Annotated in this window: 18 protein-coding genes and 1 pseudogene; 5 read left to right on the top strand and 14 right to left on the bottom strand. The window is 71.7% G+C overall.

The window, feature by feature from the left end; genetic code table 11:
- The first annotated feature begins 6 nt into the window (after positions 1–6).
- On the top strand, positions 7–894 hold the full coding sequence (locus ACQPXD_RS01340; RefSeq protein WP_432843549.1) for an A/G-specific adenine glycosylase: 888 nt from the start codon (positions 7–9) through the stop codon (positions 892–894).
- Positions 895–983: 89 nt separating this feature from the next.
- The gene (locus tag ACQPXD_RS01335) at positions 984–1913 is read left to right on the top strand and encodes a polysaccharide deacetylase family protein (protein WP_432833972.1); all 930 of its coding nucleotides are present in this window, start codon (positions 984–986) and stop codon (positions 1911–1913) included.
- Between the two features lie 13 nt (positions 1914–1926).
- On the opposite strand, the gene ACQPXD_RS01330 is transcribed toward ACQPXD_RS01335, so the two are convergent.
- From ACQPXD_RS01330 to ACQPXD_RS01320, 3 genes are all read right to left on the bottom strand, one after another.
- Complete coding sequence (locus ACQPXD_RS01330; RefSeq protein WP_432833970.1) at positions 1927–2433, bottom strand: hypothetical protein; 507 nt, start codon at positions 2431–2433, stop codon at positions 1927–1929.
- Positions 2434–3713: 1280 nt separating this feature from the next.
- On the bottom strand, positions 3714–6251 hold the full coding sequence (locus tag ACQPXD_RS01325) for an ATP-dependent Clp protease ATP-binding subunit (RefSeq protein ID WP_432833968.1): 2538 nt from the start codon (positions 6249–6251) through the stop codon (positions 3714–3716).
- A gap of 427 nt (positions 6252–6678) precedes the next feature.
- Positions 6679–7035, bottom strand: a complete 357-nt coding sequence (locus tag ACQPXD_RS01320; protein ID WP_432843547.1) for a histone-like nucleoid-structuring protein Lsr2 — start codon at positions 7033–7035, stop codon at positions 6679–6681.
- A 369-nt stretch (positions 7036–7404) separates the two neighbouring features.
- Here ACQPXD_RS01320 and ACQPXD_RS01315 point away from each other — a divergent pair, with 369 nt between their 5' ends.
- On the top strand, positions 7405–8127 hold the full coding sequence (locus tag ACQPXD_RS01315; RefSeq protein ID WP_432833966.1) for a class I SAM-dependent methyltransferase: 723 nt from the start codon (positions 7405–7407) through the stop codon (positions 8125–8127).
- Here the strand turns inward: ACQPXD_RS01315 and ACQPXD_RS01310 are convergent.
- Positions 8124–8885 (bottom strand): type III pantothenate kinase, encoded by a 762-nt coding sequence (locus ACQPXD_RS01310; protein WP_432833964.1) that lies wholly within the window; start codon positions 8883–8885, stop codon positions 8124–8126. The genes ACQPXD_RS01315 and ACQPXD_RS01310 overlap by 4 nt on opposite strands.
- Positions 8886–8929: 44 nt before the next feature.
- Between ACQPXD_RS01310 and ACQPXD_RS01305 the strand changes: the two genes are divergently transcribed.
- Positions 8930–10960: a hypothetical protein gene (locus tag ACQPXD_RS01305; RefSeq protein ID WP_432833962.1), complete on the top strand. Its 2031-nt coding sequence runs from the start codon at positions 8930–8932 to the stop codon at positions 10958–10960.
- A 5-nt stretch (positions 10961–10965) separates the two neighbouring features.
- Here the strand turns inward: ACQPXD_RS01305 and nadC are convergent, their stop codons facing one another.
- From nadC to ACQPXD_RS01265, 8 genes and pseudogenes are all read right to left on the bottom strand, one after another.
- Complete coding sequence (gene nadC / locus ACQPXD_RS01300; RefSeq protein WP_432833960.1) at positions 10966–11844, bottom strand: carboxylating nicotinate-nucleotide diphosphorylase; 879 nt, start codon at positions 11842–11844, stop codon at positions 10966–10968.
- Positions 11845–11878: 34 nt separating this feature from the next.
- Positions 11879–13516 (bottom strand): L-aspartate oxidase, encoded by a 1638-nt coding sequence (locus tag ACQPXD_RS01295; protein ID WP_432833958.1) that lies wholly within the window; start codon positions 13514–13516, stop codon positions 11879–11881.
- Between the two features lie 51 nt (positions 13517–13567).
- Positions 13568–14437: a septum formation family protein gene (locus ACQPXD_RS01290; protein WP_432833956.1), complete on the bottom strand. Its 870-nt coding sequence runs from the start codon at positions 14435–14437 to the stop codon at positions 13568–13570.
- A 53-nt stretch (positions 14438–14490) separates the two neighbouring features.
- Complete coding sequence (locus ACQPXD_RS01285) at positions 14491–15396, bottom strand: septum formation family protein (RefSeq protein ID WP_432833954.1); 906 nt, start codon at positions 15394–15396, stop codon at positions 14491–14493.
- A gap of 81 nt (positions 15397–15477) precedes the next feature.
- Positions 15478–15900, bottom strand: coding sequence for an aspartate 1-decarboxylase (gene panD / locus ACQPXD_RS01280; protein WP_432833952.1), 423 nt, complete (start codon positions 15898–15900; stop codon positions 15478–15480).
- Positions 15897–16727, bottom strand: a complete 831-nt coding sequence (gene panC / locus ACQPXD_RS01275; RefSeq protein ID WP_432833950.1) for a pantoate--beta-alanine ligase — start codon at positions 16725–16727, stop codon at positions 15897–15899. Before panC ends, panD begins: the two co-directional genes overlap by 4 nt.
- Positions 16724–17596, bottom strand: a pseudogene (locus tag ACQPXD_RS01270) (Rossmann-like and DUF2520 domain-containing protein); the annotation flags it as partial. The pseudogene ACQPXD_RS01270 and the gene panC, both read right to left, overlap by 4 nt.
- Positions 17597–17749: 153 nt before the next feature.
- Positions 17750–18295 (bottom strand): TetR/AcrR family transcriptional regulator, encoded by a 546-nt coding sequence (locus ACQPXD_RS01265; protein ID WP_432843545.1) that lies wholly within the window; start codon positions 18293–18295, stop codon positions 17750–17752.
- Between the two features lie 257 nt (positions 18296–18552).
- Here ACQPXD_RS01265 and ACQPXD_RS01260 point away from each other — a divergent pair, with 257 nt between their 5' ends.
- Positions 18553–19845, top strand: coding sequence for a D-arabinono-1,4-lactone oxidase (locus ACQPXD_RS01260; protein ID WP_432833948.1), 1293 nt, complete (start codon positions 18553–18555; stop codon positions 19843–19845).
- A 79-nt stretch (positions 19846–19924) separates the two neighbouring features.
- On the opposite strand, the gene ACQPXD_RS01255 is transcribed toward ACQPXD_RS01260, so the two are convergent.
- Both ACQPXD_RS01255 and topA read right to left on the bottom strand, forming a co-directional pair.
- A complete protein-coding gene (locus ACQPXD_RS01255) occupies positions 19925–21196 on the bottom strand; it encodes an IS110 family transposase (protein ID WP_432833946.1) in 1272 nt (423 codons plus the stop codon).
- A gap of 1022 nt (positions 21197–22218) precedes the next feature.
- A complete protein-coding gene (gene topA / locus ACQPXD_RS01250; protein ID WP_432833944.1) occupies positions 22219–25047 on the bottom strand; it encodes a type I DNA topoisomerase in 2829 nt (942 codons plus the stop codon).
- Positions 25048–25182: the final 135 nt, after the last annotated feature.

Here is a 25182-nt window from a genome sequence, read left to right as displayed (position 1 = left end):
TTGCGTATCGCCAATATCAGGAACGCACAGACCACCATCGCCGTCATCCTCACGCGGTGGTATGAGGCCAACGCCCGCGATCTCGCGTGGCGCCGGCCGGGCGCCTCGCCGTGGGGCGTGCTGGTGTCGGAGGTCATGCTGCAGCAGACCCAGGTGTCGCGGGTCGAGCCGGCCTGGCAGCGGTGGATGGAGCGCTGGCCCACACCGGCGCACCTGGCCGTCGACCCGCCGGGCGAGGCCATCCGAGCCTGGGACCGGCTCGGGTACCCCCGCCGCGCCCTGCGCCTGCACGCCTGCGCCGCGGCCATCGTCGAGCGGCACGACGGCGAGGTGCCCGAGGACGTCGACGCACTGCTCGCGCTGCCCGGCATCGGCATGTACACGGCCCGCGCCGTCGCCGCGTTCGCCTTCCGCCGCCGCCACCCGGTCGTGGACACCAACGTGCGCCGGGTCGTGGCCCGCGCCGTGGCCGGGGAGGCCGACGGCGGTCCGGCCACGACCCCGGCCGACCTGCGCGCCGTCGAGGCCCTGCTGCCCGAGGACGAGGAGGCGGCGGCCCGGGCCTCGATCGCGTTCATGGAGCTGGGCGCGGTGGTGTGCACGGCGCGGGCGCCCCGCTGCGAGGAGTGCCCGCTGACCGGGGTGTGTGCGTGGCGGCTGGCCGGATCGCCGCCGTCGGACGGGCCGATGCGCCGATCCCAGGGGTACCACGGAACAGACCGATATGTCCGTGGACTGCTCATGGCCGTCTTGCGCGCCAGCGACGAGCCGGTCCCGGCGCAGCGCCTCGACGCCGTCTGGCCCGACGCCGACCAGCGCGGCCGGGCGCTCGCCGGCCTGCTCGCCGACGGCCTGGTCAACCGCCGGGATCAGACGTTCACCCTGCCGGGTTAGGTTGCAGGTCGCCCGGGTGGTTTTCTTCACCGGAGTCAATACCCGCAATGGGTATCTCGGAAGGGGTACCGGCTCGCTAGGCTCTCCTCGTGCTCGCCTCCGCCAGGGCCCGCCGGCTCGCGAGGATCGTCGCCGCGGCCGCCGCGCTGACCATCGCGATCGCGGCCTGTGACGACAAGGCCGGCGGCCGGTCCCACAACGGAGCCGCCCCGGCCATGTCCGCGCCGGCCTCCGCCGCGCCCTCCGCCTCCGCCGGCGACGACGCCGGCGTTCCGGCCGATGACGGCTCGCCGCAGCCGTCGGCCAGCCACTCGTCGAGCAGCCCCACGCCGTCCAAGGGCCCCACCACGAGCCCGCCGCCGCCCGGCCACGCCTACGCGGGCCGCCTGCCGAAGTTCGGCCGGCCGCCGGCCCCGCACCGGGTCAACCTGCCGGAGGGCGCGAGCGCCGCCTACTACGCGCGCATCCCGACCGACCAGCCGGTGGCGTTCCTCACCATCGACGACGGCTGGATCAAGCGCCCCGAGGCCCTGGAGCTGCTGCGCGAGTCCGACGTGCAGGTCACGCTGTTCCTGACGATCAATGCCATCAAGGACAATCCGGGGTACTTCAAACAGCTGCGCGACGCGGGCGCCGACATCGAGGCGCACACGCTCACCCACCCCAACCTCAAGGGCAAGTCGTACGACTTCCAGAAGCACGAGATCTGCGGCTCCGCCGACCAGCTCGCCCAGCTGTACGGCAAACGCCCGACCCTCTTCCGCCCGCCGTTCGGCGACAAGGACGCCACCACGCTGAAGGTCGCCCACGACTGCGGCCTGCACGCCGGCTTCTTCTGGAAGGAGACGGTCGACAAGGGCATCGTGCGCTACCAGGAGGGCCACGCGATCAAGCCGGGCGACATCATCCTGATGCACTTCCGCGACCGCTTCGTCGACGACTTCATCGCCGCCCTCCAGGCCATCTCCGCCGCGGGCCTGACCCCGGCCCTCCTCGTCGACTACATGCCCGCCACCTGACCTTTGCCGGCGGCTAGGTGGCTGCCGCGTAGGCCTCCTGGAGGGTTGCGACCTCGGCGTCGGTCATCGGGAGCTCGCGCTGCAGTGGCCGTCGCCAACCGTCCGGGACGGCGAACCAGCCCGGCCTCCGCGCCACGCTCTGCACGAACGGCGCCACCGCCTCCAGGTCCTCGGTGAGGTCGAGCCGGTCGGCGAGCGCGGCGTTGACCCACGGCAGCCGGGCGAGGCGCCGCACCAGTTCCCGCTCCTCCCCGTCCAGCCCGGCGACGACGGCCGGCACGAGGTGCTCGCCCAGGTCCCCGTCGACCCGCGCGAGCGCCCGCAGCCGCTCCCGCCGCTCCTCCGCCGGCTGCTGCCCGAGCCACGCCCCGGCCAGACCCACGAGCGCCGGCCACCCATGCGTCAGCAGGTGCAAATCGGGCGCCAGCTCATCGGCCGCCTCCGCGTCGCCGAACACGCCCGCGAGCACCTGGTACGTCTCGTCCTCGGCAAACGCCAGCTCGGCCCCGGAAATCCGCACGGCCCCGCCCACCGCGACTTCCCCGGCAACGGCGACCGCCACCCCGCCACGCCCCAATATTCCGGACAGTCCGGAAAAATGATTCGCGGTCGCCCCGTCAATCCCCACCACCGCGCCTGCCCCGACGAACGCGGCGTGAATCCGCTCGATTCCGGTCCGATCGTCGGCGCGGGAAAGGTCGACCATCACACCGCCCCGCGCGGCGACCCAGGCGTCGAGCAGCGTGCTCTTTCCGGCCCCGGCGCCCCCAACCAGAATGACCGCCCGATCGGCCGCGTCGAGCCGAGCGAGCAGCCCAGGCCGCGAAATCGGCCGCACAATCGGCCGCCGCTCGAATCGTCCGGACCCGAACGATCGCCGCCCCGTACTCACGCGGGGAACATACCCGCCACCACACCCGAAGGAGTCCCCCAGTTCCCCTCCACATCGCCCTACCAGCAAAACGCACCATTCGCCGATGCGAGTCGCCGTCCCTCATTCCCGGCCACCGCCGCTCGCCACAGCGCAAAGCCTGCCCGGGAGCACGAAGGCCGCACAGCACACCGCGCGAAACCGCTGTCCGCCGCCCCGCCCTTCGCCCCGGGACCCGGGCCGCCGGGCGCACGGCGCGCAGCGGCGCGGGCGCGGGGCGCGGGGCGCGGGGCGCGGGGTGCGGGGCGATCAGGTCGAATACGGCGGGCACTGCACGCCGCGGAGCACAGCGCACCGACCGGAACTCTCCGCGATCATGCCGAACCCGCCACCGACACCAAGGGTTTTTCATGATCACGGAGTGTCCATGTACACCCGTGTACCGAAAGTCTCCGGGATCATGGCAAACCCGTGGTGCGGCCACGACGGGCATCATGATCACGGAGACATACGTCCGCGCCGGCAGGGCACGGGGCGCGGGGCCAGCGCGCGGACGCGGGGCCAGCGCGCGGACGCGGGGCGGGGCGGGGCCCGGAAGCGGGACGCGGGGCGCAGTGGCAGTGCGCAGGCACGGGGCGGGCGCGGAAGCAGGGCGCAGGGGCAGTGCGCGGGAGCGGGACGCGGGGCGCAGTGGCAGTGCACAGGCACGGGGCGGGCGCGGAAGCAGGGCGCAGGGGCAGTGCGCGGGAGCGGGAGCGGGAGCGGGAGCGGGGCGGAGGTATGGCGGGCGGGGACGGCGACGGCCGCGCGGGTGGAGATCACCTGCGCGGCCGGGGTGGCCGGGGTCGCTGTGGGGCGGCCCCGGCCGGACGTCGTTCTGCCGGGTGGCCGCTACCGGCCGGCAGGCGGCCGGTGGCGGTCGGGCGCCGTCAGGCGGCTGGCTCGTCGGCGGAGCCGCCGCCGGCCAGCTCGGCCGGGACCGCGTCGGGCACTGCGCCCGGGCGGTCGGCGCCGTTGAAGACCAGCTTGGCCTTCTCGAACTGGGCCGGGTCGCCCTCGCAGTCGATGACCACGATCTGGCCCGGGCGCAGCTCGTTGAACAGGATGCGCTCGGACAGGGCGTCCTCGATCTCGCGCTGGATCGTGCGGCGCAGCGGCCGGGCGCCCAGCACGGGGTCATAGCCCTTGTTCGCCAGGAACTTCTTGGCGTTGTCCGTCAGCTCCAGGCCCATGTCCTTGTTGCGGAGCTGGGTCTCGATCCGGGCGATCATCAGATCGACGATGCCGAGGATCTGGTCCTGCAGGAGCTGGTGGAAGACGATCGTGTCGTCGATGCGGTTGAGGAACTCCGGGCGGAAGTGCTGCTTCAGCTCGTCGTTGACCTTCTGCTTCATCCGCTCGTAGTTCGACTCGTTGTCCTCCGACGCCTGGAAGCCCAGGGACACGGCCTTCGCCACGTCGCGGGTGCCCAGGTTGGTGGTCAGGATGATCACCGTGTTCTTGAAGTCCACGATGCGACCCTGGCCGTCGGTGAGCCGACCGTCCTCGAGGATCTGCAGGAGGGTGTTGAACACGTCCGGGTGGGCCTTCTCGATCTCGTCGAAGAGGACCACCGAGAACGGCCGCCGGCGGACCTTCTCGGTCAGCTGGCCGCCCTCGTCGTAGCCGACGTATCCGGGCGGCGCGCCGACGAGGCGGGACACCGTGTAGCGGTCGTGGAACTCGGACATGTCGAGCTGGATCAGCGCGTCCTCGGAGCCGAAGAGGAACTCGGCGAGCGCCTTGGACAGCTCCGTCTTACCGACGCCGGACGGGCCGGCGAAGATGAACGAGCCGGAGGGGCGCTTCGGGTCCTTCAGGCCGGCCCGGGTGCGCCGGATCGCCTTCGAGACCGCCCTGACCGCGTCCTCCTGGCCGACGAGGCGCTTGTGCAGCTCGTCCTCCATGCGCAGGAGCCGGGCCGTCTCCTCCTCGGTGAGCTTGTACACCGGGATGCCGGTCCAGTTCGCCAGCACCTCGGCGATCTGCTCGTCGTCGACCTCGGACACGACGTCGAGGTCGCCGGCCTTCCACTCCTTCTCCCGCTGCGCCTTCTGGCCGAGCAGCTGCTTCTCCTTGTCGCGCAGCTGCGCGGCGCGCTCGAAGTCCTGCGCGTCGATCGCGGACTCCTTGTCGCGGCGCACCTGGGCGATGCGCTCGTCGAAGTCACGCAGGTCTGGCGGCGCGGTCATCCGGCGGATGCGCATCCGGGCGCCGGCCTCGTCGATGAGGTCGATCGCCTTGTCGGGCAGGTAGCGGTCGGAGATGTAGCGGTCGGCGAGGGTCGCCGCGGCCACCAGGGCGGCGTCGGTGATCGTCACCCGGTGGTGCGCTTCGTAGCGGTCCCGCAGGCCCTTGAGGATCTCGATGGTGTGCGCCAGCGAGGGCTCACCCACCTGGATCGGCTGGAAGCGCCGCTCGAGGGCGGCGTCCTTCTCGAGGTGCTTGCGGTACTCGTCGAGCGTCGTGGCGCCGATCGTCTGCAGCTCGCCGCGGGCCAGCATCGGCTTGAGGATGCTCGCCGCGTCGATCGCGCCCTCGGCGGCGCCCGCACCGACGAGTGTGTGGATCTCGTCGATGAACAGGATGATGTCGCCGCGGGTGCGGATCTCCTTGAGGACCTTCTTCAGCCGCTCCTCGAAGTCGCCGCGGTAGCGGGAGCCGGCGACCAGCGCGCCCAGGTCGAGCGTGTAGAGCTGCTTGTCCTTGAGCGTCTCGGGCACCTCGCCCTTGACGATGCGCTGGGACAGCCCCTCGACCACGGCGGTCTTGCCCACACCGGGCTCGCCGATGAGGACCGGGTTGTTCTTGGTGCGGCGGGACAGCACCTGCATGACCCGCTCGATCTCCTTCTCCCGGCCGATGACCGGGTCGAGCTTGCCCTCGCGCGCCGCCTGGGTGAGGTTCCGGCCGAACTGGTCGAGCACCAGGCTGGTGGAAGGGGCCGCCTCGCCAGGTGCGCCGGTGCCGGCCGCGGCCGGCTCCTTGCCCTGGTAGCCGGAGAGCAACTGGATGACCTGCTGGCGGACCCGGTTGAGGTCGGCGCCCAGCTTGACCAGCACCTGGGCCGCGACGCCCTCACCCTCCCGGATCAGGCCCAGCAGGATGTGTTCGGTGCCGATGTAGTTGTGCCCGAGCTGCAGCGCCTCCCGCAACGACAGCTCCAGCACCTTCTTGGCGCGTGGCGTGAACGGGATGTGCCCGCTCGGCGCCTGCTGGCCCTGGCCGATGATCTCCTCGACCTGCTGGCGGACACCCTCCAGCGAGATGCCGAGGCTCTCGAGCGCCTTGGCCGCCACGCCCTCACCCTCGTGGATGAGGCCGAGCAGGATGTGCTCGGTGCCGATGTAGTTGTGGTTGAGCATCCGGGCTTCTTCCTGTGCCAGGACGACAACCCGTCGTGCTCGGTCGGTGAACCGCTCGAACATCCCTGCTCCTCACGTGCCGTGTCCGTCGCCGCCGCTTCTACGCGGAACCCCGTTGTGTGGGGGTCGCCACGCCAAAGCTCTGTCGGACGCCAACGTGACCGTGCCATCACTCTATCGCCGTGGGCCGACACATTGCGGGGTGTGCGGCGTTGCCGCACCCCACATTCGCCAGGTCTGGACCCACGATCTGACGTTGCCTACCCTCCAGGCACCGCGTGTACCCGGTGCTTTGGCCCAACGTTCGCATCCGGCGTCCTGTTCCTGCATACCGGCCCGTACGCCAAGAGCGAAATCCGGCGCCCGGATGCGCTGCACCCACCGTAATCAGATCGCTACGGTGGGTGTCGGGGGCTCTCCGAGTTCGAGCGAGGCTTACCGAAACGTCCGTTCAGCGGACTCCCATTCCGGACGAAACGGTCAACCGGCGCTATCGACCCGCTTCGGCGTTATACCGGTCGACGATTTCCTGCTTGATCCGGCCACGGTCGGACACCTTGATGCCCTTGTTCTGCGCCCATTCCCGAATCGCCTTGTTCTGCTCGCGATCCGCAGCGGCACCGCCCCGGCCCCGCGCGCTGGCCGCGCGCCCGCCGACAACGACGCCACCCCGGCCGACCTTGGTCCCGGCGGCCAGGAACGGCCCGAACGCATCGCGGAGCTTCGTTGCGTTCTTCTTGGACAGGTCGATCTCGTACTGAACGCCGTCGAGCGCGAACTTCACCGTCTCGTCGGCTTCCCCGCCGTCGAGGTCATCGACCAGCACGTGGATGGTCCGCTTGGCCACTGTCATATTCCCTTCACGGAAGCCCGCTCGCGATGTGCGAAAGCAAAGATAACGCAGTAAGGGCGCGCCCCGTCAACGGTACGCCGAAACTACTCCAGCCGGGAAAGGCTCATCTTTGCGTCGATGACCTGCGAAGAGTGCGATTCCGGCGACGACGGACCGGGGCGGCAAACCGTACTCCGACACCCACACAAAGCCACACACCTCGCGCCCGGCCTGCGAGACCTGCCTCAGGAATAGCTCGGAAGCAATGTCCGGGATACAGTTTGCGTGTCGAGCACATTGCTATCTGTGACGAATGGTGCAGTCCCGCACCGGCATCTAGCAACTGCACCATGGTGAATTCTCCGGCGGCGTACGGTAGGCGCCGTGGACATCGCCAAACACGCGTCTTCGTTCGGCGCCGCCGCCGACCTCTACAACCGCATCCGGCCGAGCTATCCGGTCGAGGCGCTGCGCTGGGCGCTCGGCGACGAACCACGCCAGGTCGTCGACCTCGGCGCCGGCACCGGCATCCTGACCCGCCAGCTGGCCGAACTCGGCCACCGGGTGGTGGCCGTAGAGCCGGACGACAAGATGCGCGAGCAGATCGAGGGCGACGCCCGGGCCGGCAGCGCGACCGGCATCCCGGTCGGCGACGAGAGCCAGGACGCGGTCACCGCCGGGCAGGCGTACCACTGGTTCGCCGGCGACGCCGCCCACACCGAGATCGCCCGGGTGCTGCGCCCCGGCGGGGCCTTCGTGCCGATCTGGAACGTCCGCGACGAGTCGGTCGGCTGGGTGGCCGAGCTGTCCGAGGTCTTCGACGGCCACCGCGCCCGCTCGGTGCTGGACGAGCGCCGCATGACCCCGGACCAGTTCGGCCCCCGGTTCGCCCCGGCCGAGCTGCGGCTGTTCCGCTGGAGCGCCGAGCACTCCGCAGAGTCGCTGGTGGAGCTGATCCGCTCCCGCTCGTACTATCTCGTCTCCGACCCGGACACCCAGGCCGGCCTGGAGCGGCGGGTCCGCGAGCTGGCCGCCCGCACCTTCGGCGACCGGGAGAGCTTCCAGCTGCCCTACGTCACCTATACCTACCGGGCGGCGAAGCTCTAGGTGTTGCGCTCGAAGATCAGGCGGAGACCGATCAGGGTGAGCATCGGCTCGTGATGGGTCACGCTCTGGCACTCCCCGATCACGATCGGCGCGAGGCCGCCCGTCGCGACGACCGCCTTCACGGTGCCGCCGAGCTCGTTGGTCACGCCGCGCACGACCCCGTCCACCTGGCCGGCGAACCCGTACACCACGCCGGACTGCAGGCATTCCACCGTGTTCTTGCCGATCACCCGCGGAGGCTTGACCAGCTCCACCTTCCGCAGCTGCGCGGCGCGCCCGGCGAGGGCGTCCACGGAGATCTCGATGCCGGGAGCGAGCACCCCGCCGAGGAACTCACCCCGCGCCGACACGACGTCGAAGTTGGTCGAGGTGCCGAAGTCCACGACGATCGACGGTCCGCCGAAGAGGGTGTACGCCGCGAGCGTGTTGGCCACCCGGTCGGTCCCCACCTCCTTGGGGTTGTCGATGGCCAGCTGGACGCCGGTGCGCACGCCGGGCTCCACGACGACGGTGGGCACGTGCGGGTAGTACCGCTGCAGCATCGTGCGCAGCGAGCGCAGGGCGGCCGGCACGGTGGAGCACGCCGCGATGCCGGTCAGCGACACCGCGTCGGTGGCCAGCAGGCCCCGGTAGAGCAGACCGAGCTCGTCCGCGGTGTCGCGGGCGTCGGTCTTGATCCGCCACGAGTGGACGATCTTCTCGCCCTCGAACGTGGCGAGCACCGTATTGGTGTTTCCGATGTCGATGCACAGCAGCACCCCGGAAGCCTAACCAAAGGTTGTTCAATTACGATCGCGTCCCAATGATCCCCCACGCCCGCGCGCTCCTGGCGCTGCTGCCGGTGGCCACGCTGGTGTTCGCGGCCGTCGCGCTGCGCCCGCGGGACGCACCGGACCGCCGCCTCGCGGTCGTCCGCGCGGCCGTCGCCGTCGCCGTCGGGACCGTGCTGAGCGTCGAGCTGTTCTCCCTGGTCGACTGGATCGCGCCGGGCCCGGTGATCGCCCTGTGGGCGGTTGCCGCGGCGGTGACCGGCTGGCTCGCGTTCCGCGGCCGGCCGAAGGCGTGGGCGATCGGCTGGCGGGCCGCCTGGGGCGCGGGCGCGCGCGGCGAGCGGTGGGCCGTCGGCGCGCTGGCGGTCGTGGTGGGCCTGCTCGTGGCGGCCGAGCTGGTGCTGGCCGTCGCGTCGGCGCCGAACAACTTCGACTCCAACAGCTACCACCTGCCCAAGATCGAGCACTGGATCGCCGACCGGAACCTCGCCAACTTCCCCACCGCGCAGGCCCAGGAGCTGATTCTGGTGCCGGGCGCCGAGTTCCTGCTGCTCCAGCTGCGCCTGCTCAGCGGCAGCGACGGCCAGCTCAACCTGCTGCAGTGGGCGGCCGGGCTGCTCGGCGCGATCGCGGTGGCCCGCTGCGCCGCCCAGCTCGGCGCCGGCCGCGTGGGCCAGTGGCTCGCCGCCACCGTGTTCCTCACCGCGCCCGCGGTCGTGCTGGAGTCCACCAGCACCCAGAACGACCTGGTCGTCACCGCGTGGATCCTGTGCGCCGCCACGATCGCCCTGGACGGCCGCCGGCGCCCGGCCACGCTCGCCGACGTGCTCACCCTGGCCGGCGCCGCCGGGCTGGTCGTGGTGACGAAGTCCACCGGCCTGATGGCCCTGGTGCCGATCGTCGGCTACTGGACGGTCTGCCAGGCGAGACAGCGAAAGTTCCGGCCGATGGTGTACGGCGGGTGCGCGGTCGTCGCCGCCTGTGCCCTGCTGGCCGGCCCGTCGCTGCTGCGCGTCCAGGAGGCGTTCGGCTCGCCGTTCGGCCCGCCCGGCTACCGCGCCTCGCTGTCCACCACCCGCCACGACCCGCCGGCGATCCTGGTCAACAGCCTGCGGCTGGGCGCGTCCACGCTGCTCACCCCGATCCCGGAGGTCAACGCGGCCATCGGCGGCGCGGTCATCCAGGTCGCCCGGCTGGTCGGCGTGGACCCGAACGACCCGGCCATCACCCAGTGGCGCAGCGTCTTCCCGGGCGACCGGTGGAAGCCCGACGAGGACCGCTCGCCCTACCCGGTCCAGTCCGCCCTGGCGCTGGTCGCCACCGCGGCGGGGCTGTGCCTGCGCCGGACCCGTGGCTACGCCTTGCTGATCCTGGGCGCCCTGCTGCTGACCGCCGCGATCGTGAAGTGGCAGGACTGGGGCAACCGGCTCATCCTGCCCGCCTTCGCCGTGGCCACCCCGCTGGTCGGCGTATACCTGGAAACCGCGCTCATTCGCGGAAAAGCGCGATTTATCCGGCGTGGCGTGGCGAGCGCCGCCGGTCAGCGCGAAACGGAAGAAGTGGCCGAAAACCCCGAGGCGGGCGGAGCCGCCAAAGGCCGCGCCGGCGGCGTGGCGCGAGGAGCCGCCGGGGCGGTGGTCGCGCTCGCGATCGCGGCGGGCGCGGCGCACGGCTACACCGCCGTGTTCTACGGGCAGCCGCGCCGGCTCGTCGGGCCGTGGTCGGTGTTCACGCTGGACGACTGGCAGGAGCGGTTCGTCCGCATGCCGGACCAGGCGGCCGGCTATCGCACCGCCATCGACCGGGTGCGCGCTGGCGGGGCCGAGCGGGTCGGGCTGGTGCTGGAGGGGGACCTCTGGGAGTACCCCCTCCAGATCGAACTGCGCGACAAGAAGATCGTCGAACTGTGGTCGGACGTGCCCAGCCAGCCGGCGGGGGACGTCAGGTCGGTCGATGCGGTCATCTGCGTCTCCGAGCAGGATCGCTGCCGGGCGATCGTGCCGCAGGATTGGCGGTACGACCGCATCGACCCCTTTGTGACGGTTGCCTTCCCGCCCCGGTGAGGCGATCAGTGCAGCCGCAGGTCCATGGCGATGTCGAGGATCGGCGAGGAGTGGGTGAGGCCGCCCACCGAGAGGAAGTCCACGCCGGTGGCGGCATACTCCGCGGCCGTGGCCAGGGTCAGGTTGCCGGTCGCCTCCAGCTCCGCCCGGCCGCCGACCGCGCTCACCACCTCCCGCAGCAGCTCCGGCCGCATGTTGTCCAGCAGCAGGAACGTGGCGCCGGCGGTGACCGCCTCCACGGCCTCGCCGACGGTGGTGACCTCGACCTGCACCGGAATGTCCGGGAACGCGGCGCGCACCCGCTCGAAGGCCGCCGTGATGCCGCCCGCCGCCAGCTTGTGGTTGTCCTTGATCATGGCGACGTCGTAGAGGCCCATGCGCTTGTTGGTGCCGCCGCCCGCCCGCACCGCGTACTTCTCCAGGACGCGCAGGCCGGGGGTGGTCTTGCGGGTGTCGAGCACGAGCGCCTTGGTGCCCTCCAGCAGATCCGCCCAGCGGCGGGTGTGGGTGGCCACGCCGGACATACGGCAGAGCAGGTTGAGCGCGGAGCGCTCGGCGGTCAGCAGCGCCCGGGTGGGCCCGCTGACCGTGGCCAGGACATCACCGCGGGCCACCCGCTCTCCGTCGCGTTTGCGGACTTCCGCGGTGGTACCGCCCGAAGCCGTCTCGAACACCGCCACCGCCACCCACAGCCCGGCGACCACGCCGTCGGCCCGGGCCACGATGTCGGCCTCGTCGGTCTGTTCCTCGGGAATGGTCGCCACGCTGGTGACGTCCAGGCCCTCGGGGCCGAGGTCCTCGGCCAGCGTGCGCCGCACGATCTCGTCGACGGCCGCCGGGTCGAGCCCCACCTTGCGAAGCTCGGCCTCGGTCTGGATCCTCACGCGCCCTCCCCCGCGAAAGCGTCGGTCTGCGTCGTCACGCGTCCTCCCAGGTCTCGGTGATCGCGCCGGCGTCGTCGAGGGCGGCGAGGAAGTGGCCCCGGTAGACGTCGCTGGCGGCGGGAAAGTCCTCCCGCCAGTGGCAGCCCCGGGTCTCCTGCCGCGGCGCTGCGGCGGACACCAGGGCACTGGCGACGGTGAGCAGGTTGGTCGCCTCCCAGGCGGCCACGTTGGCGGCCGCGCGGTCGAGCGAGAGCTTGGTGAGCGCCTGCATGGCCTCGTCCAGCGACGCGGCGCTGCGCAGCACCGAGGCGTGCGCCGACATCGCGGCCTGCACGTGGGGGCGGATGGCCGGGTCGGCGGCCCAGGACGGCCGCTCGTGGGTCGCCGGGTCGGCCTGGCGGGGCAGGTCCCGGGCGATGTCCTCGGCGATGCGGCGGGCGAAGACCAGGCCCTCCAGCAGCGAGTTCGACGCCAGGCGGTTGGCGCCGTGCACGCCGGTGCAGGCGACCTCGCCGCACGCGTAGAGCCCGGGGATCGAGGTGCGTCCGCGCAGGTCGGTGCGCACCCCGCCGGAGGCGTAGTGGGCGGCCGGGGAGACCGGGATCAGGTCCTCGGCCGGGTCGACGCCCGCGGCCCGGCAGGAGGCCACGATCGTCGGGAAGCGGGCCTCGAGGAACTCCCGCCCCAGGTGCCGGGCGTCGAGCCACACGTTCTGCGTGCCCTCGGCGCGCATCACCCGGTAGATGCCCTTGGCCACGACGTCGCGCGGGGCCAGCTCGGCGAGCTCGTGCCGACCGACCATGAACCGGTTGCCGTCACCGTCGCGCAGGTAGGCGCCCTCGCCCCGCAGCGCCTCGCTGACCAGCGGCTGCTGGGAGTCGTGGTTGCCCAGGGCCAGCGCGGTGGGGTGGAACTGCACGAACTCGATGTCGGTGACCCGTGCGCCGGCCCGCAGCGCGAGGGCCACGCCGTCGCCGGTGGAGACGATCGGGTTGGTGGTGGCGGCGAAGATCTGGCCCATGCCGCCGGTGGCGAGCACCACGGCCCGGGCGAGGACCGCGCCGACGCCGTCCTCGGCGCCCTCGCCCAGCACGTGCAGGGTCACCCCGCAGGCCCGGCCGGCGTCGTCGGTGAGCAGGTCGAGCACGAGGGCGTGCTCGATGAGGCGGATCCAGGGGTCGCGGTGCACGGCCGCGTGCAGCGCCCGCTGCACCTCGGCGCCGGTCGCGTCGCCGCCGGCGTGAATGATGCGGTTGGCGTGGTGGCCGCCCTCGCGGGTGAGCATGAGCGACCCGTCGCTGTTGCGGTCGAACTCCGCACCCCAGCGGATCAGCTCCCGCACCCGGGTCGGCCCCTCCCGCACCAGCACGTCGACGGCGGACGGGTCGCACAGGCCGACGCCGGCGACCAGCGTGTCCTGCGCGTGGGCCTCGGGCGTGTCGAGCGGGTCGAGCACGGCGGCGATCCCGCCCTGCGCCCATCGGGTCGACCCGTCGTCGATGTTGACCTTGGTAACGACGGTGACGTGGAGGCCGGCCGCGCGGAGGTGAAGCGCGGCGGTCAGCCCGGCAACGCCGGAGCCGATGACAACGACATCGGTCGGCTCCGCCCATCCGGGCTGTGGCCCGGCGAGGCGGCGCGGGACGATCGGCCCGTTCATGCCTGCAGTCATCACTACAGTCAACCGCACTCACCCCTACCGCGGGTGGTGATAATGGTCGCCCTATGCGAGCGGCAGGGGCGCCGCGCCCAGGCCTCGGACACTCGCCTTGAGCGGCCGCGCGCTCATCAGATAGCAGGCGAACGCCTGGTCGCTGCCGAGCCACTCGTCGGCGCTCTTCGGGCCCACCGAGCCCGGGGCCAGGTCGTCGCGTGAGCCGTTCTCCGGCAGCCCGAGATACCGCAGGCCGACCGCGGTGCAGCCCTTGGTCGCCGCCGACTGCACGGCCGCCGCGTCGAACGGGGCCTCGGGCGGGGTGATGCTGTACACGCCCGTGTACTCCCCGTCGTGAACGCCGGCACACCGGACGTACCGCAGCAGCTCATTGTTTTTCGCGACGCATCCGATCGCGAGCTGCGAGTCCCGCCCGAGCGCGCCCCTGAGCCTGCCGGCGCGTTCGGCGAACTCGTCGCCGGCCGGCCCGGTCACCTCGGCGACGCCGCAGCCGAAGAACCCGTCGGCCGCCGGCTTGATCCACGCCGCCACGATCTGCAGCCGCGCCTCGTGCCACCCGCCGTCGAGGAAGCCCGGCGCCTGGACCAGGCAGGCGCGCCGGGCCTGCGCGTAGAGCAGCGCCTGGACGACCTTGACGTCGTCGCCCTCGGCGGCGTCGAGCCGGTGCAGCAGGTCCTTGCCGACCTGCCCGACGTGGAACAGCTCGACTGTGTGCGTCCCGGCGCAGTCCACCGGCGGGCCGGCCCACGGCAGCGCCGCCTTGGACCCGGCGGCGTCGACCCGGTAGCAGGTCCCAGCCTTCGGCGCCCCGGCCGGCGGCGCGCCGGGAATGTCGCGCCCTGCCCCGCGCCGGTACAGCCAGAAGAACCCGCCGCCGAGCAGCAGCACGACCACGACGATGACGGCCACCCGCTTCATGAGGAAGCAGTCTGCGTTACCCGCCGGTAACTGTCCAGATCGGGGCGAACGCGTCAGATGGTGCCGGTGCCCACGCCCTTGATGGTGCGGGTGACGGTCTTCTTGTCGAAGAGCATCGCGTAGCAGCGGGCCGCCCGGTTGCCCCGGTTCCAGGACTCCTCGTCGACCACCCAGAAGCCGATACCGACCTGCTGGTGGTTGGTCAGCTGGGAGGTGGTCATGCCGAGGTACTTCGCGCCGAGCGCCTCGCAGCCGGGGCGGATCGCGGTCTTGCGCTCGTCGGAGTTGGACGGGAACGGGCGGTCGGTCGACGTGTACGTCCCGACGTACTCCATGTTGTGCGTGCTCGTGCACGGCGTCGGGTTGAAGTCGAGCCAGGTCTTGCCGTCGGTGTCGTACACCTCCATGGCGCACGTCAGCGCGAGCGGCTTGTCGCCCTTGAGCCCGTCCTTCAGGCTGCTGGTCCGGCTGACCGGCTTGTCGCCGTCGCTGACCACCTCGGCCAGGTCGCAGCGCAGGTAGCGCGCGCCGCCGGACCACTGCGTCGAGGACGGCACCAGGGCGATCAGCTCCAGCCGGCCGTCGTGGTAGTCGCCGCCGAGGAACTTCTCCGCCTCGCTCGCGCACTTGGCCCAGCCGTCCTTGAGCGCCACGCCCTTGGGCGGGGCGGTGCCGGTGGCGGCCGAGCCGGTGAGGTCGCCGACGAAGAACGTCTCGCTCGCGTGCGCGACCGTGCAGGAGTCGACCGGCTTGAACGAGAACAGCGTGGTCGAGTCGGTGGCGAAGTAGTCGACGGTGGTCGTGTAACAGGCGCCGACCGGCGGCAGAGGGATCTTCGGCGCGGCGAGCATCGCCCAGTCGTCGGTGAGGTCCTTGTCGGTGCCCGCCGGCGCGCCGCAGCCCGCCAGCAGCGCCAAGGCCAGCACCGGCACCAGCACCGAGATCAACTTGCGCGCCATCGGTGTCCTGTCCCTCCCCCGGCCCGGCACGATGCCACGGCAGTCTGCCCAACCATAGAGCCGCTTGGCAACCCGCGCCGTCTACGACCGCACGAGGTCGCCGCGGTGCGGAGAGCCGGCCGTGCCCGGCGCGGCGCCCGCCGGGTCGTGGTCGAGGGTGATGATCCGGTTGGCGGCGTCGACGTGCACGATCCGCGGCCGGTAGGCGCGGGCCTCGGCGTCCTCGAGCTGCGCGTACGAGATCAGGATGACCAGGTCGCCCGGGTGCACGAGGTGCGCGGCGGCGCCGTTGATGCCGATCACGCCCGAGCCGCGCGGCCCGGCGATCACATACGTCTCCAGCCGCGCCCCGTTGGTGACGTCCACGATCGCGACCTGCTCGCCGGCCAGCAGGTCGGCGGCGTCCATGAGGTCCTCGTCGACCGTGACCGACCCGACGTAGTGCAGGTCGGCCTGGGTCACCGTGGCCCGGTGGATCTTGGACTTGAGCATGGTGCGGATCACGACTGTTCTCCTACCGGGCCGTTGAGTCTCACTCCGAGGTTGTCGATGAGACGGGTGCCGCCGACCCAGGCGGCGGTGAGCAGCCGGGCCGGGCCGTGCTCGGGCGCGGGGCCGAGCATCGGGTCGGTGAGCACGAGGTAGTCGAGCTTGACCTCGGGCACCAGCGCATACTCGGCCAGGCCGGCCTCGACCGAGCCGGCCTCGGCGGCGGCGCGCAGCGCGCGGTGCAGCACCAGCGCCGCCTCCCGCTCGGCCGGGGCCAGGTAGCGGTTGCGGCTGCTGCGGGCCAAGCCGTCCGGCTCCCGCACGGTCGGCACGCCCCGCACGTCGATCGGCAGGTCGAAGTCGCGCACCATGGCCCGGATCAGGCCGAGCTGCTGATAGTCCTTCTCGCCGAAGTACGCCAGATCGGGCCGGGTCAGCTGGAACAGCTTGTTGACCACGGTGAGCACCCCGTGGAAGAAGCCGGGCCGGCTGGCGCCCTCCAGCACCGAGCCCAGCGGCCCCGGATCGACCCGCACGGCGGGGTCGCCGCCCGGATACATGACCTCGCGCGACGGGGCGAAGACCAGGTCGACGCCCTCGGCCCGGGCCAGCTCGAGGTCGGCCTCCAGGGTGCGCGGGTAGCGGTCGAGATCCTCGGCCGGGCCGAACTGCAGTGGGTTGACGAAGACCGTGAGCAGCAGGGAGCCGGCCTCGGCCCGGGCCCGGCGCAGCAGGGCGGCGTGCCCGGCGTGCAGGGCGCCCATGGTCATCACGACGGCGACGTCACCGGTCAGCCCGGCGCGCCCGGCCCGCAGCTCCGGGCGGGTGGCGACGACCTTCACGCGGCACGCTCCCGGGCGGCCTCGCGCAGCACGTCCAGCAGCGGCTCGGCGTCGGTGGGCCGCAGCCGGCCGGCGGCGATGACCCGGTCGGCGGTGCGCCGGGCGAGCGCCAGATACGGCGGCACCGAGCCGGGCGCCACCTCGGCCAGCGCGGTGAGGTGCTTGGCCACGGTCCCGGCGTCGCCGCGGGAGACCGGGCCGGTCAGCGCGGCGTCGCCCAGGCGCAGCGCGTTGTCGAGGGCGGCGCCGAGCAGCGGGGCGAGCACCCGCTCGGGGTCGGTGACGCCCGCGTCGCGCAGCCGGTCCATCGCCTCGCTGACCAGCGTGGCCAGGTGGTTGGCGCCGTGGGCGAGCGCGGCGTGGTAGAGCGGCCGGCGCTCCTCGGCGATCCACTCGACGACGCCGTGCAGGTCGCCGACGAGCGCCGCGGCGAGCTCGCGCAGGTCGTCGGGGGCGGTCACGCCGAAGGAGACCCCGGCGGCCAGCCGGTCGAGGTCGGCCTCGGTGCCGGTGAACGTCATGGCCGGGTGCAGGGCGAGGGGGCGGGCGCCGGCGGCGGCCGCGGGGGCGAGCACGGCCAGGCCGTGCGCGCCCGAGGTGTGGGCGACGACCTGCCCGGCGCGCAGCGCTCCGGTCTCGCCCAGGCCCTTGACCAGGCCGGCGAGGACGTCGTCGGGGACGGCCAGCAGCACGAGGTCCGCGGCGGCGGCGACCTCGTCGGCGGGCAGCAGGCGCGCGGCGGGCAGCATGCGCTCCGCGCGGGCCTTGGAGGCGGCGGAGACGCCCGCCGCGGCGACCACTCGGTGACCGGCTCGCTCGAGCGCGGCGCCGAGTGCGGCACCTACTCGCCCGGCACCGATAATGCCGATGTTTCGCCTGTTCACAGCGCTGTTCATCTGAAAGATCCAGTCCTCGTGCGGGGTACCGGTCGACAGAAGTATGCGTCGCAGCGGGCAAAGCGGACAGCCGTTGTGGGATTGTCAACAACGTGTTTCGTCCGCCTCACCCGCCACGTAATGCGACTACAGGCGGTGGTGCAAGTACTCCCTGATCAGCGCCTTGGCCTCGCCAAGCACGACCGGATCCCCCTCGGGCGAGCGGCGGAACGCGAGCTTGATCAGCCCGTCGGCCGCCTCGACCGCGATCGCCAGCACGAACTGCAGGCGCTGCGGGTCGGGCACGCCGAAGCGCTCGATGAGCAGGTTGGCGAGCTGCGACACGATGACGTCGTTGTTGTCGCGCTCGTCGTCGAGCAGGTGAATGTCGACCACATCGCCGAAGTGCAGGGTGCGGAAACCCGGCACGGTGCGGTGCATGTCGATGTACTCGTCGATCGCCGCGTCCACGGCATCCCACCAGTGCGCGATGCCCTGGTCGGCCAGCCGGGCCCCGAGACGCTCCAGATAGCCCTCCAGGCTGCGCAGCGTGAGCGCCTGCACGATGGCCCGCTTGTCCGGGAAGAACTGGTAGACCGAGCCGATCGCCACCCCCGCCCGCTCCGCCAGTAGGGTCGTGGTGAGCCCGTCGTACCCCACCTCGTCGACGAGCTCGGCGCAGGCATCGAGCATCCGCCCGACCCGCGCCACGCTGCGCCCCTGCACCGGAACCCGGCGCAGCGGCTTCGTCCCGGCGCCGGCCACAGTCTGTGTCGCCACCCGGATGTCCCCCCTCCACTTCGTCGGGTCCGCCGGGAAGCTCCCGGTCGGTCCCGCCTTTGAAACCTACTCACGTCAACGACCGGGGACGATCGGCGGATAGCCCATTTCACCCGTGTGATTGAGCCCGGTGATTGACGGGGGGCATACGTGAAGGGTACTCAGATTTCGTGACTACTCCGTGGGCCAACTGGGCCGGCAACCAGACCGCGACCGCCACCCGCGTCGCTCACCCGGCCGACCCCGCCGAGCTGGCCGAGGTCCTCCACGCCGCCGCCGCGGAGGGCCTGCGGGTGAAGGCGGTCGGCAGCGGACACTCCTTCACCCCCACCGCGCTCACCGACGGCGTCCGGGTCGAGCTCGACCGGATGGCGTCCCTGGTGCGGGTCGAGGGGAACCTGGTCACCGTGCAGGCCGGCATGCCGCTGCGCGTGCTCAACGCGACCCTCGCCGCGAACGGGCTGGCCATGCCCAACCTCGGCGACATCGACGCGCAGACGATCGCCGGCGCGCTGTCGACCGGCACCCACGGCACCGGCACCGGCTTCGGCTGCCTGTCCACCTTCATCGAGGCCCTCACCCTGGTCACCGCCGACGGCACCGAGGTGGCCTGCTCGACGACGCAGAACCCGGACCTGTTCGCCGCGGCCCGGGTCAACATCGGCGCGCTGGGCGTGCTCAGCACCGTCACGCTGCGCTGCGCACCGGCGTTCACGCTGCGCGCCGACGAGCGCCCGGCGTCGCTGGCCGACGTGTGGTCGGGCCTGGATGAGCACGTCGGGGCCAACGACCACTTCGAGTTCTACTGGTTCCCCTACACCGACCGGGTGCAGATCAAGCGCAACAACCGGGTGCCGGAGGCGGACACGCCGCTGGCGGGCTGGCGGCGCTGGCTCGACGACGACTTCCTGTCCAACACGGTCTTCGGCGCGGCCTGCCGGATCGGCCGGGTGGTTCCCGCGGCGGTACCGCCGATCAGCCGCGTTTCGGCCCGGGCGCTCTCGGCGCGGGTCTACACGGCGCCGTCCCACGAGGTGTTCTGCACCCCGCGCCGGGTCCGGTTCGTCGAGATGGAGTACGGCCTGCCCCGCGCCGCGCTGCGCGAGGCGTTCGACGGGCTGCGGGCGGTGGTGGCCGGCCTGCCCTACAAGGTCCAGTTCCCGGTGGAGGTGCGCTTCACCGCCGCCGACGACATCTGGCTGTCCCACGGCCACGGCCGCGACAACGCTTACGTCGCGATCCACCAGTACGTCGGCGCGCCCTACGAGGAGTACTTCCGCCGCTTCGAGGCCGTCGCCGCCCCACTGGCCGGACGCCCGCACTGGGGCAAGATGCACTTCCGCGACGCCGAGTCGCTGTCCGAGGTCTACCCCCGATTCGCCGACTTCCAGGCAGTCCGCGACAAGCTCGACCCGAACCGCCTGTTTGCCAACGCCTACACCGAGCGCGTCCTCGGCCCCTAATCCGAAAATCGACGGTGAGTGGGCAGGCGGCAGCTCCCGGCGTAGCGAAGCGGAGCCGGGATGTCCAGGTCTGACGTGGTCAGGCGGCTGCGGGTTCGAGGGTGACTTTGAAGCCGAGGGCTTCGAGATGGCGGACGTGGTTGCGTTTGCGGCGTTCGGTACTGGTACGTGTGTCGTAGAAGGCGGCCCCGAGGTCGTGGAAGCGGGCCTCGGGGTCGTGCAGCAGGTGCCAGATGATGGTCAGCACGGATCGGCCGACCGCGACGATGGCGCGTTTGGCGCCTCGCCTGCGGGCGAGGCGGCGGTAGCGTTCGCCGAGGAACGTGTGGGTCCGGGCGGCGGACACCGCGATCTGGCCGAGGACTCTGGCCAGGTAGGGATTGCCGTGCCCGGTCGAGCCGTTGCCCTTCTTCCGGCCGGCGGATTCCTTGATCCCGGGTGCGAACCGGGCCCAGCCGGCCAGGTGCGCGGGGGTGGGGAAGCGGCTCATGTCCAGGCCGATCTCGGCGATGATCGCGTGGGCGGCGGCCGGGCCGACGCCGGGGATCTCAGCCAGCCGGACCGCCGCTTCGCCGAAAGGGGCGATATGGGCCTCGATCCGGGCATCGACCTCAGCGATGTCGGCGTTGATCGCATCGACCCGGGCCAGCATCTTGGCCAGGAGGAACCCGTGATGGTCGGTGAACCGCCCGACGAACGACTCCTCCAACTGCGGGATCTTGCTCCGCAGCCTGGAGCGGGCCAGCTGCGCGAGGATCTTCGGGTCTCGCTGCCCGTCGATCAGCGCGGCCATCATCGCCCGGCCCGAGGTGCCGAAGATATCCGAGGCCACCACGGACAGCTTGATCTGGGCGTCTTCAAGGAGCTTCTCGGCCCGGTTGCGTTCCGCGCCGGCCGCGGCGACCAGATCCACCCGGTAGCGGGTCAGATCACGCAGTTCCCGGATCGGTGGCGGCGGGACGAAGCTGGGCCGGATCATCTGCCGCTCGGCAACCTTGCACAACCACACCGCGTCGAGCCGGTCGGTCTTCGGCCGGCCCGGCAGGTGCTTGACATCCCGGGCGTTGACCAGCCAGGTGTCAAACCCGTACGCCTCCAGCAGATAGAACGCCGGCTTCCAATAGTCGCTCGTCGCCTCCATCACCACCCGGGTCACCCCGAGTTCCCGCAACCGCTCGGCCATCCCGGCCAGCGAGCGGGTCATCGTGGAATAGGTCCGCACCTCCTGCAACCGGCGTCCGGGGTTGGCCTCGTCCGGAACCCGCAGGCAACACACCACCTCGGCCTTGCCGATGTCCAACGCCGCGACCCGCTCGATGATCTCCTCACGATCCTGCGTCTCCTCCAGCACCCGCGACCTCCCATCAGCGCACATACCAGGGCGGTCGCCCGCGGCAGCCACAGGACGGGTGAAGCTAATCCGCGTGCTCGAAGCAACAGTGAAGGGCCCATGGCGCGGCTGCCACCGTCCGACTAGCCCACGACCTCAAACGGATCAAGGAGGCACGACGTCAGCGGGCGACCAGCATCACGCCACCACAGACCACCACGAACCGCAACCATCACGACCGATTTTCAGCCCGGAACGGGCCGCCCGGCAGGGAGACGGAGACTAGCCCCGAAAAGTCGGGCGCTCCGCGCCACGACTTTTCGGATTTATACCCTGACAGGGCATATATCCGATTTGACGACGACAACTCTCCGCGATCATGCACGCCACCACGCCGATACCCGGGGTTCGCCATGATCCCGGAGACATACGGTACCCAGGCGTACATCCATCTTCCACGATCATGAAAAACGCGTGGTGCACGCGGCCGATCCAGCATGATCACGGAGACATCCGGCGGATCGGCACGAGGTCGACGACCGGCTGGACCTCGCGATCTCGTCCCATCGCGCGCCGACGCCCAAGCCGCGAGCGCTCCACCACCGCGACCTGCCGGCGGTGGCTTCCCGACCTGATAGCGGACCGCTCCGCGCCTGACCCGCCCTGGATGCGCAGAGCGGCCGGATGGCGGACCGCTCTGTGCCCGACCCCGGATGCCGGACCGCTCCGTGCCTGCCCCCTAGATGCGCGAAGCGACCCGACGGGACGGTCGCTACAGGGGCGCGGGGCCGCATTCCAGGCCGGCAGCTGACGGGACGGCGGTCATCGGCGCCGGGGCGCCGCGCTCGGCCCGAGCCCGGCCTGGCCCGCGCCCCGCCCGGCCTGGCCTGGCCTGCGCCCCGCCTGGCCTGCGCCCCGCCTGGCCTGCGCCCCGCCTGGCCTGCGCCCCGCCTGGCCTGCGCCCCGCCTGGCCTGCGCCCCGCCTGGCTCGGCCCGGCGCGGGCGACGTCCGGGCGGCGCCTCGGTCGGCGCGGTCGTGATGCTCAGTCCTCGGAAGGGGCCGCCTTGCGCGAGGTGGCCTTCTTCGGGGCCGCCTTCTTCGCCGGGGTGGCCTTCTTGGCCGCGGTGGTGGTCTTCTTCGCCGCCGTCGTCTTCTTGGCCGCCGTGGCCTGCTTCGCCCCGGTCGCCGCCTTCTTGGCCGGCGCGGCCTTCTTCTCCGCCGGTGCGGCCTTCTTGGCCGCCGGGCGGGCCTTCTTCGGCGCCGGGCCCTTCGCCCGCTTGTCGGCCAGCATGTCGCTCGCCTCGGAGATGGTCAGCTCCTCGACGGACTGGCTGCGGCGCAGCGAGGCGTTGACCTCGCCGTCGGTCACATACGGACCGAACCGGCCGTCCTTGATGACCAGCGGCTTCTCGGTGCGCGGGTCGGCGCCCATCTCGCGCAGCGGGGGCTTGGCCGCCGCCCGGCCGCGGGTCTTCGGCGCCGCCAGCAGGTCCAGCGCCTGGGGCAGGGTCAGCGAGAACAGTTGGTCGTTGTTCTCCAGCGACCGCGTGTCGTTGCCGCGCTTGATGTAGGGGCCGTAGCGGCCCGGCGAGGCCATGATCGGCTCGCCCTCGGGGTCGTGGCCGACGAGCCGCGGCAGCGACAGCAGCCGCAGCGCCTCCTCGAGGGTCAGCTGGTCGGGGCTCTGCGTCGGGAACAGCGACGTGGTCTTGTCGCCGCTGGAGACGTAGGGGCCATACCGGCCGGACTTCACCACGATCGGCTCGCCGGTCTCGGGGTGCTCGCCGATCTTGCGCTCGCCGCCGGAGCCGCCGACGAACAGCTCGGCGACCTTGTCGGGCGTGAGCTCGTCGGGGGCGATGCCGTCGGGCACGGCGGCCCGCTCCGGCTCGTCCTCCTCGGGCGCGCCGGGCACGAAGCGCTGCAGGTAGGGGCCGAACTTGCCGACCCGGACCACCACGTCGCGGCCGGCCTCGTCGCGGAACAGCGGGATCGAGTTGATGCCGCGCGCGTCGATCTCGCCGAGGCGCTCGGTCACCATCCGCTTGAGCCCGCCCTGGCGGGGCACCGAGCCCTCGTCGCCGGTGTCGCCGCCGAAGTAGAACGGGCGCAGGAAGTCCACCGTGCTCTCGTCGCCGTTGGCGATCTCGTCGAGCACGTTCTCCATCGAGGCGGTGAAGTCGTAGTCGACCAGCCGGGGGAAGTGCTGCTCCAGCAGCCCGACCACGGCGAAGGCGAGGAAGGAGGGGATCAGGGCCTGGCCGCGTTTGAACACGTAGCCGCGGTTGTTGATCGTCTCCATGATCGACGCATAGGTCGACGGCCGGCCGATGCCCAGCTCCTCCATCGCCTTGACCAGCGACGCCTCGGTGTAGCGGGGCGGCGGCTGGGTAGTGTGGCCGGTCGGGGTCAGGCCCCGCTCGGTCAGCGGCTGGCCCTTGACCAGCACCGGCAGGCGCCGCTCGGCGTCGTCGGCCTCGGCCGACTCGTCGTCGGAGGACTCGACGTAGGCCTGCAGGAAGCCCGGGTCGGTGATCGTCTTGCCGCTGGCGCCGAAGTCGACCGACTCCTGGGCCGGGGTGACCGCGTTGATCCGCACCGACGTGCTGTTGCCGACCGCGTCGGTCATCTGCGAGGCGATCGTGCGCCGCCAGATCAGCTCGTAGAGCCGCAGCTCCTCGGCGTTGAGCTCCTTGGCCACGTCGCCGGGGGTGCGGAAGGCGTCGCCGGCCGGGCGGATCGCCTCGTGCGCCTCCTGGGCGTTCTTGACCTTGCCGGTGTACCGCCGGGGCTGCGGCGGCACCGACTTGGCCCCGAACAGGTCCTGGATCTGCTGGCGGGCCGCCGCGATCGCCGCCTCGGAGAGGTTCACCGAGTCGGTACGCATGTAGGTGATGTAGCCGTTCTCATACAGCCGCTGGGCGACCCGCATCGTCTGCGCCGAGGACAGCCGCAGCTTGCGGGCCGCCTCCTGCTGCAGCGTCGAGGTGATGAACGGCGGGTAGGGCTTGCGGCGATACGGCTTCTCCTCGACCCGGGTGACCGTGAACGGCCGGCCCTCCAGGCGCGCGGCCAGGCCGCGGGCGCCGGTCTCGTCGAGGTGGATGACGCCGGCGCCGGGGCGGACCTGGCCGGTCTCCGGGTCGAAGTCACGCCCGGTAGCGACCCGGTCACCGTCAATCGCGATCAGCGTCGCGTTGAAGGTGCGGGTCTCGTTCTCCGGCAGCAGCTTGGCGATGATGTCCCAGTACTCGGCCGAGCGGAACCGCATCCGCTGTCGCTCCCGCTCGACCACGATCCGGGTCGCCACGGACTGCACGCGCCCGGCGGACAGGCCGCGCTGGACCTTCTTCCACAGCACGGTGGACACGTCGTAGCCGTAGAGGCGGTCGAGGATGCGCCGCGCCTCCTGGGCGTCGACCAGCGAGCGGTTGATCTCGCGCGGGTTGGCGACCGCGGCCTGGATCGCCGGGCGGGTGATCTCGTGGAAGACCATCCGGCGGACCGGCACCTTGGGCTTGAGCGTCTCCAGCAGGTGCCAGGCGATCGCCTCGCCCTCGCGGTCCTCATCTGTGGCGAGGTAGACCTCGTCGGCCTGCTTGAGCAGGTCTTTGAGCCGGCTGATCTGCTTGCGCCGGTCGGCCGAGATGATATAGACCGGGGCGAAATCGTTGTCGATGTCGACGCCCAGGTAGGCCCACGGCTTGCTCTTCAGCGCGTCGGGCATGTCTTTCTTGCCCACCGGCAGATCCCGGACATGGCCAAAACTGGCCTCGACGAGGTAATTCGGGCCCAGGTAGCCCGAAATCGTCTTGGCCTTCGCCGGCGACTCCACGATCACCAGCCGCTTTGTGTTGGCGGAGTTCGGCACAGTTCTCCCCGGTGCGGACGGACAGACGTCAAACGTAACGCGCGCCTTCGCGCCGAGTTGCGCAATGGGACGCCCCGGCGGTCGGCTCGCGACACGCCGATCGGCGCCACGGTACACCCATGCACAACCACGACC

The organism is Dactylosporangium sp. CA-092794, from assembly GCF_050948465.1.
Taxonomy (GTDB): Bacteria; Actinomycetota; Actinomycetes; order Mycobacteriales; family Micromonosporaceae; genus Dactylosporangium.
This window is presented reverse-complemented; position numbering and strand designations above follow the sequence as displayed.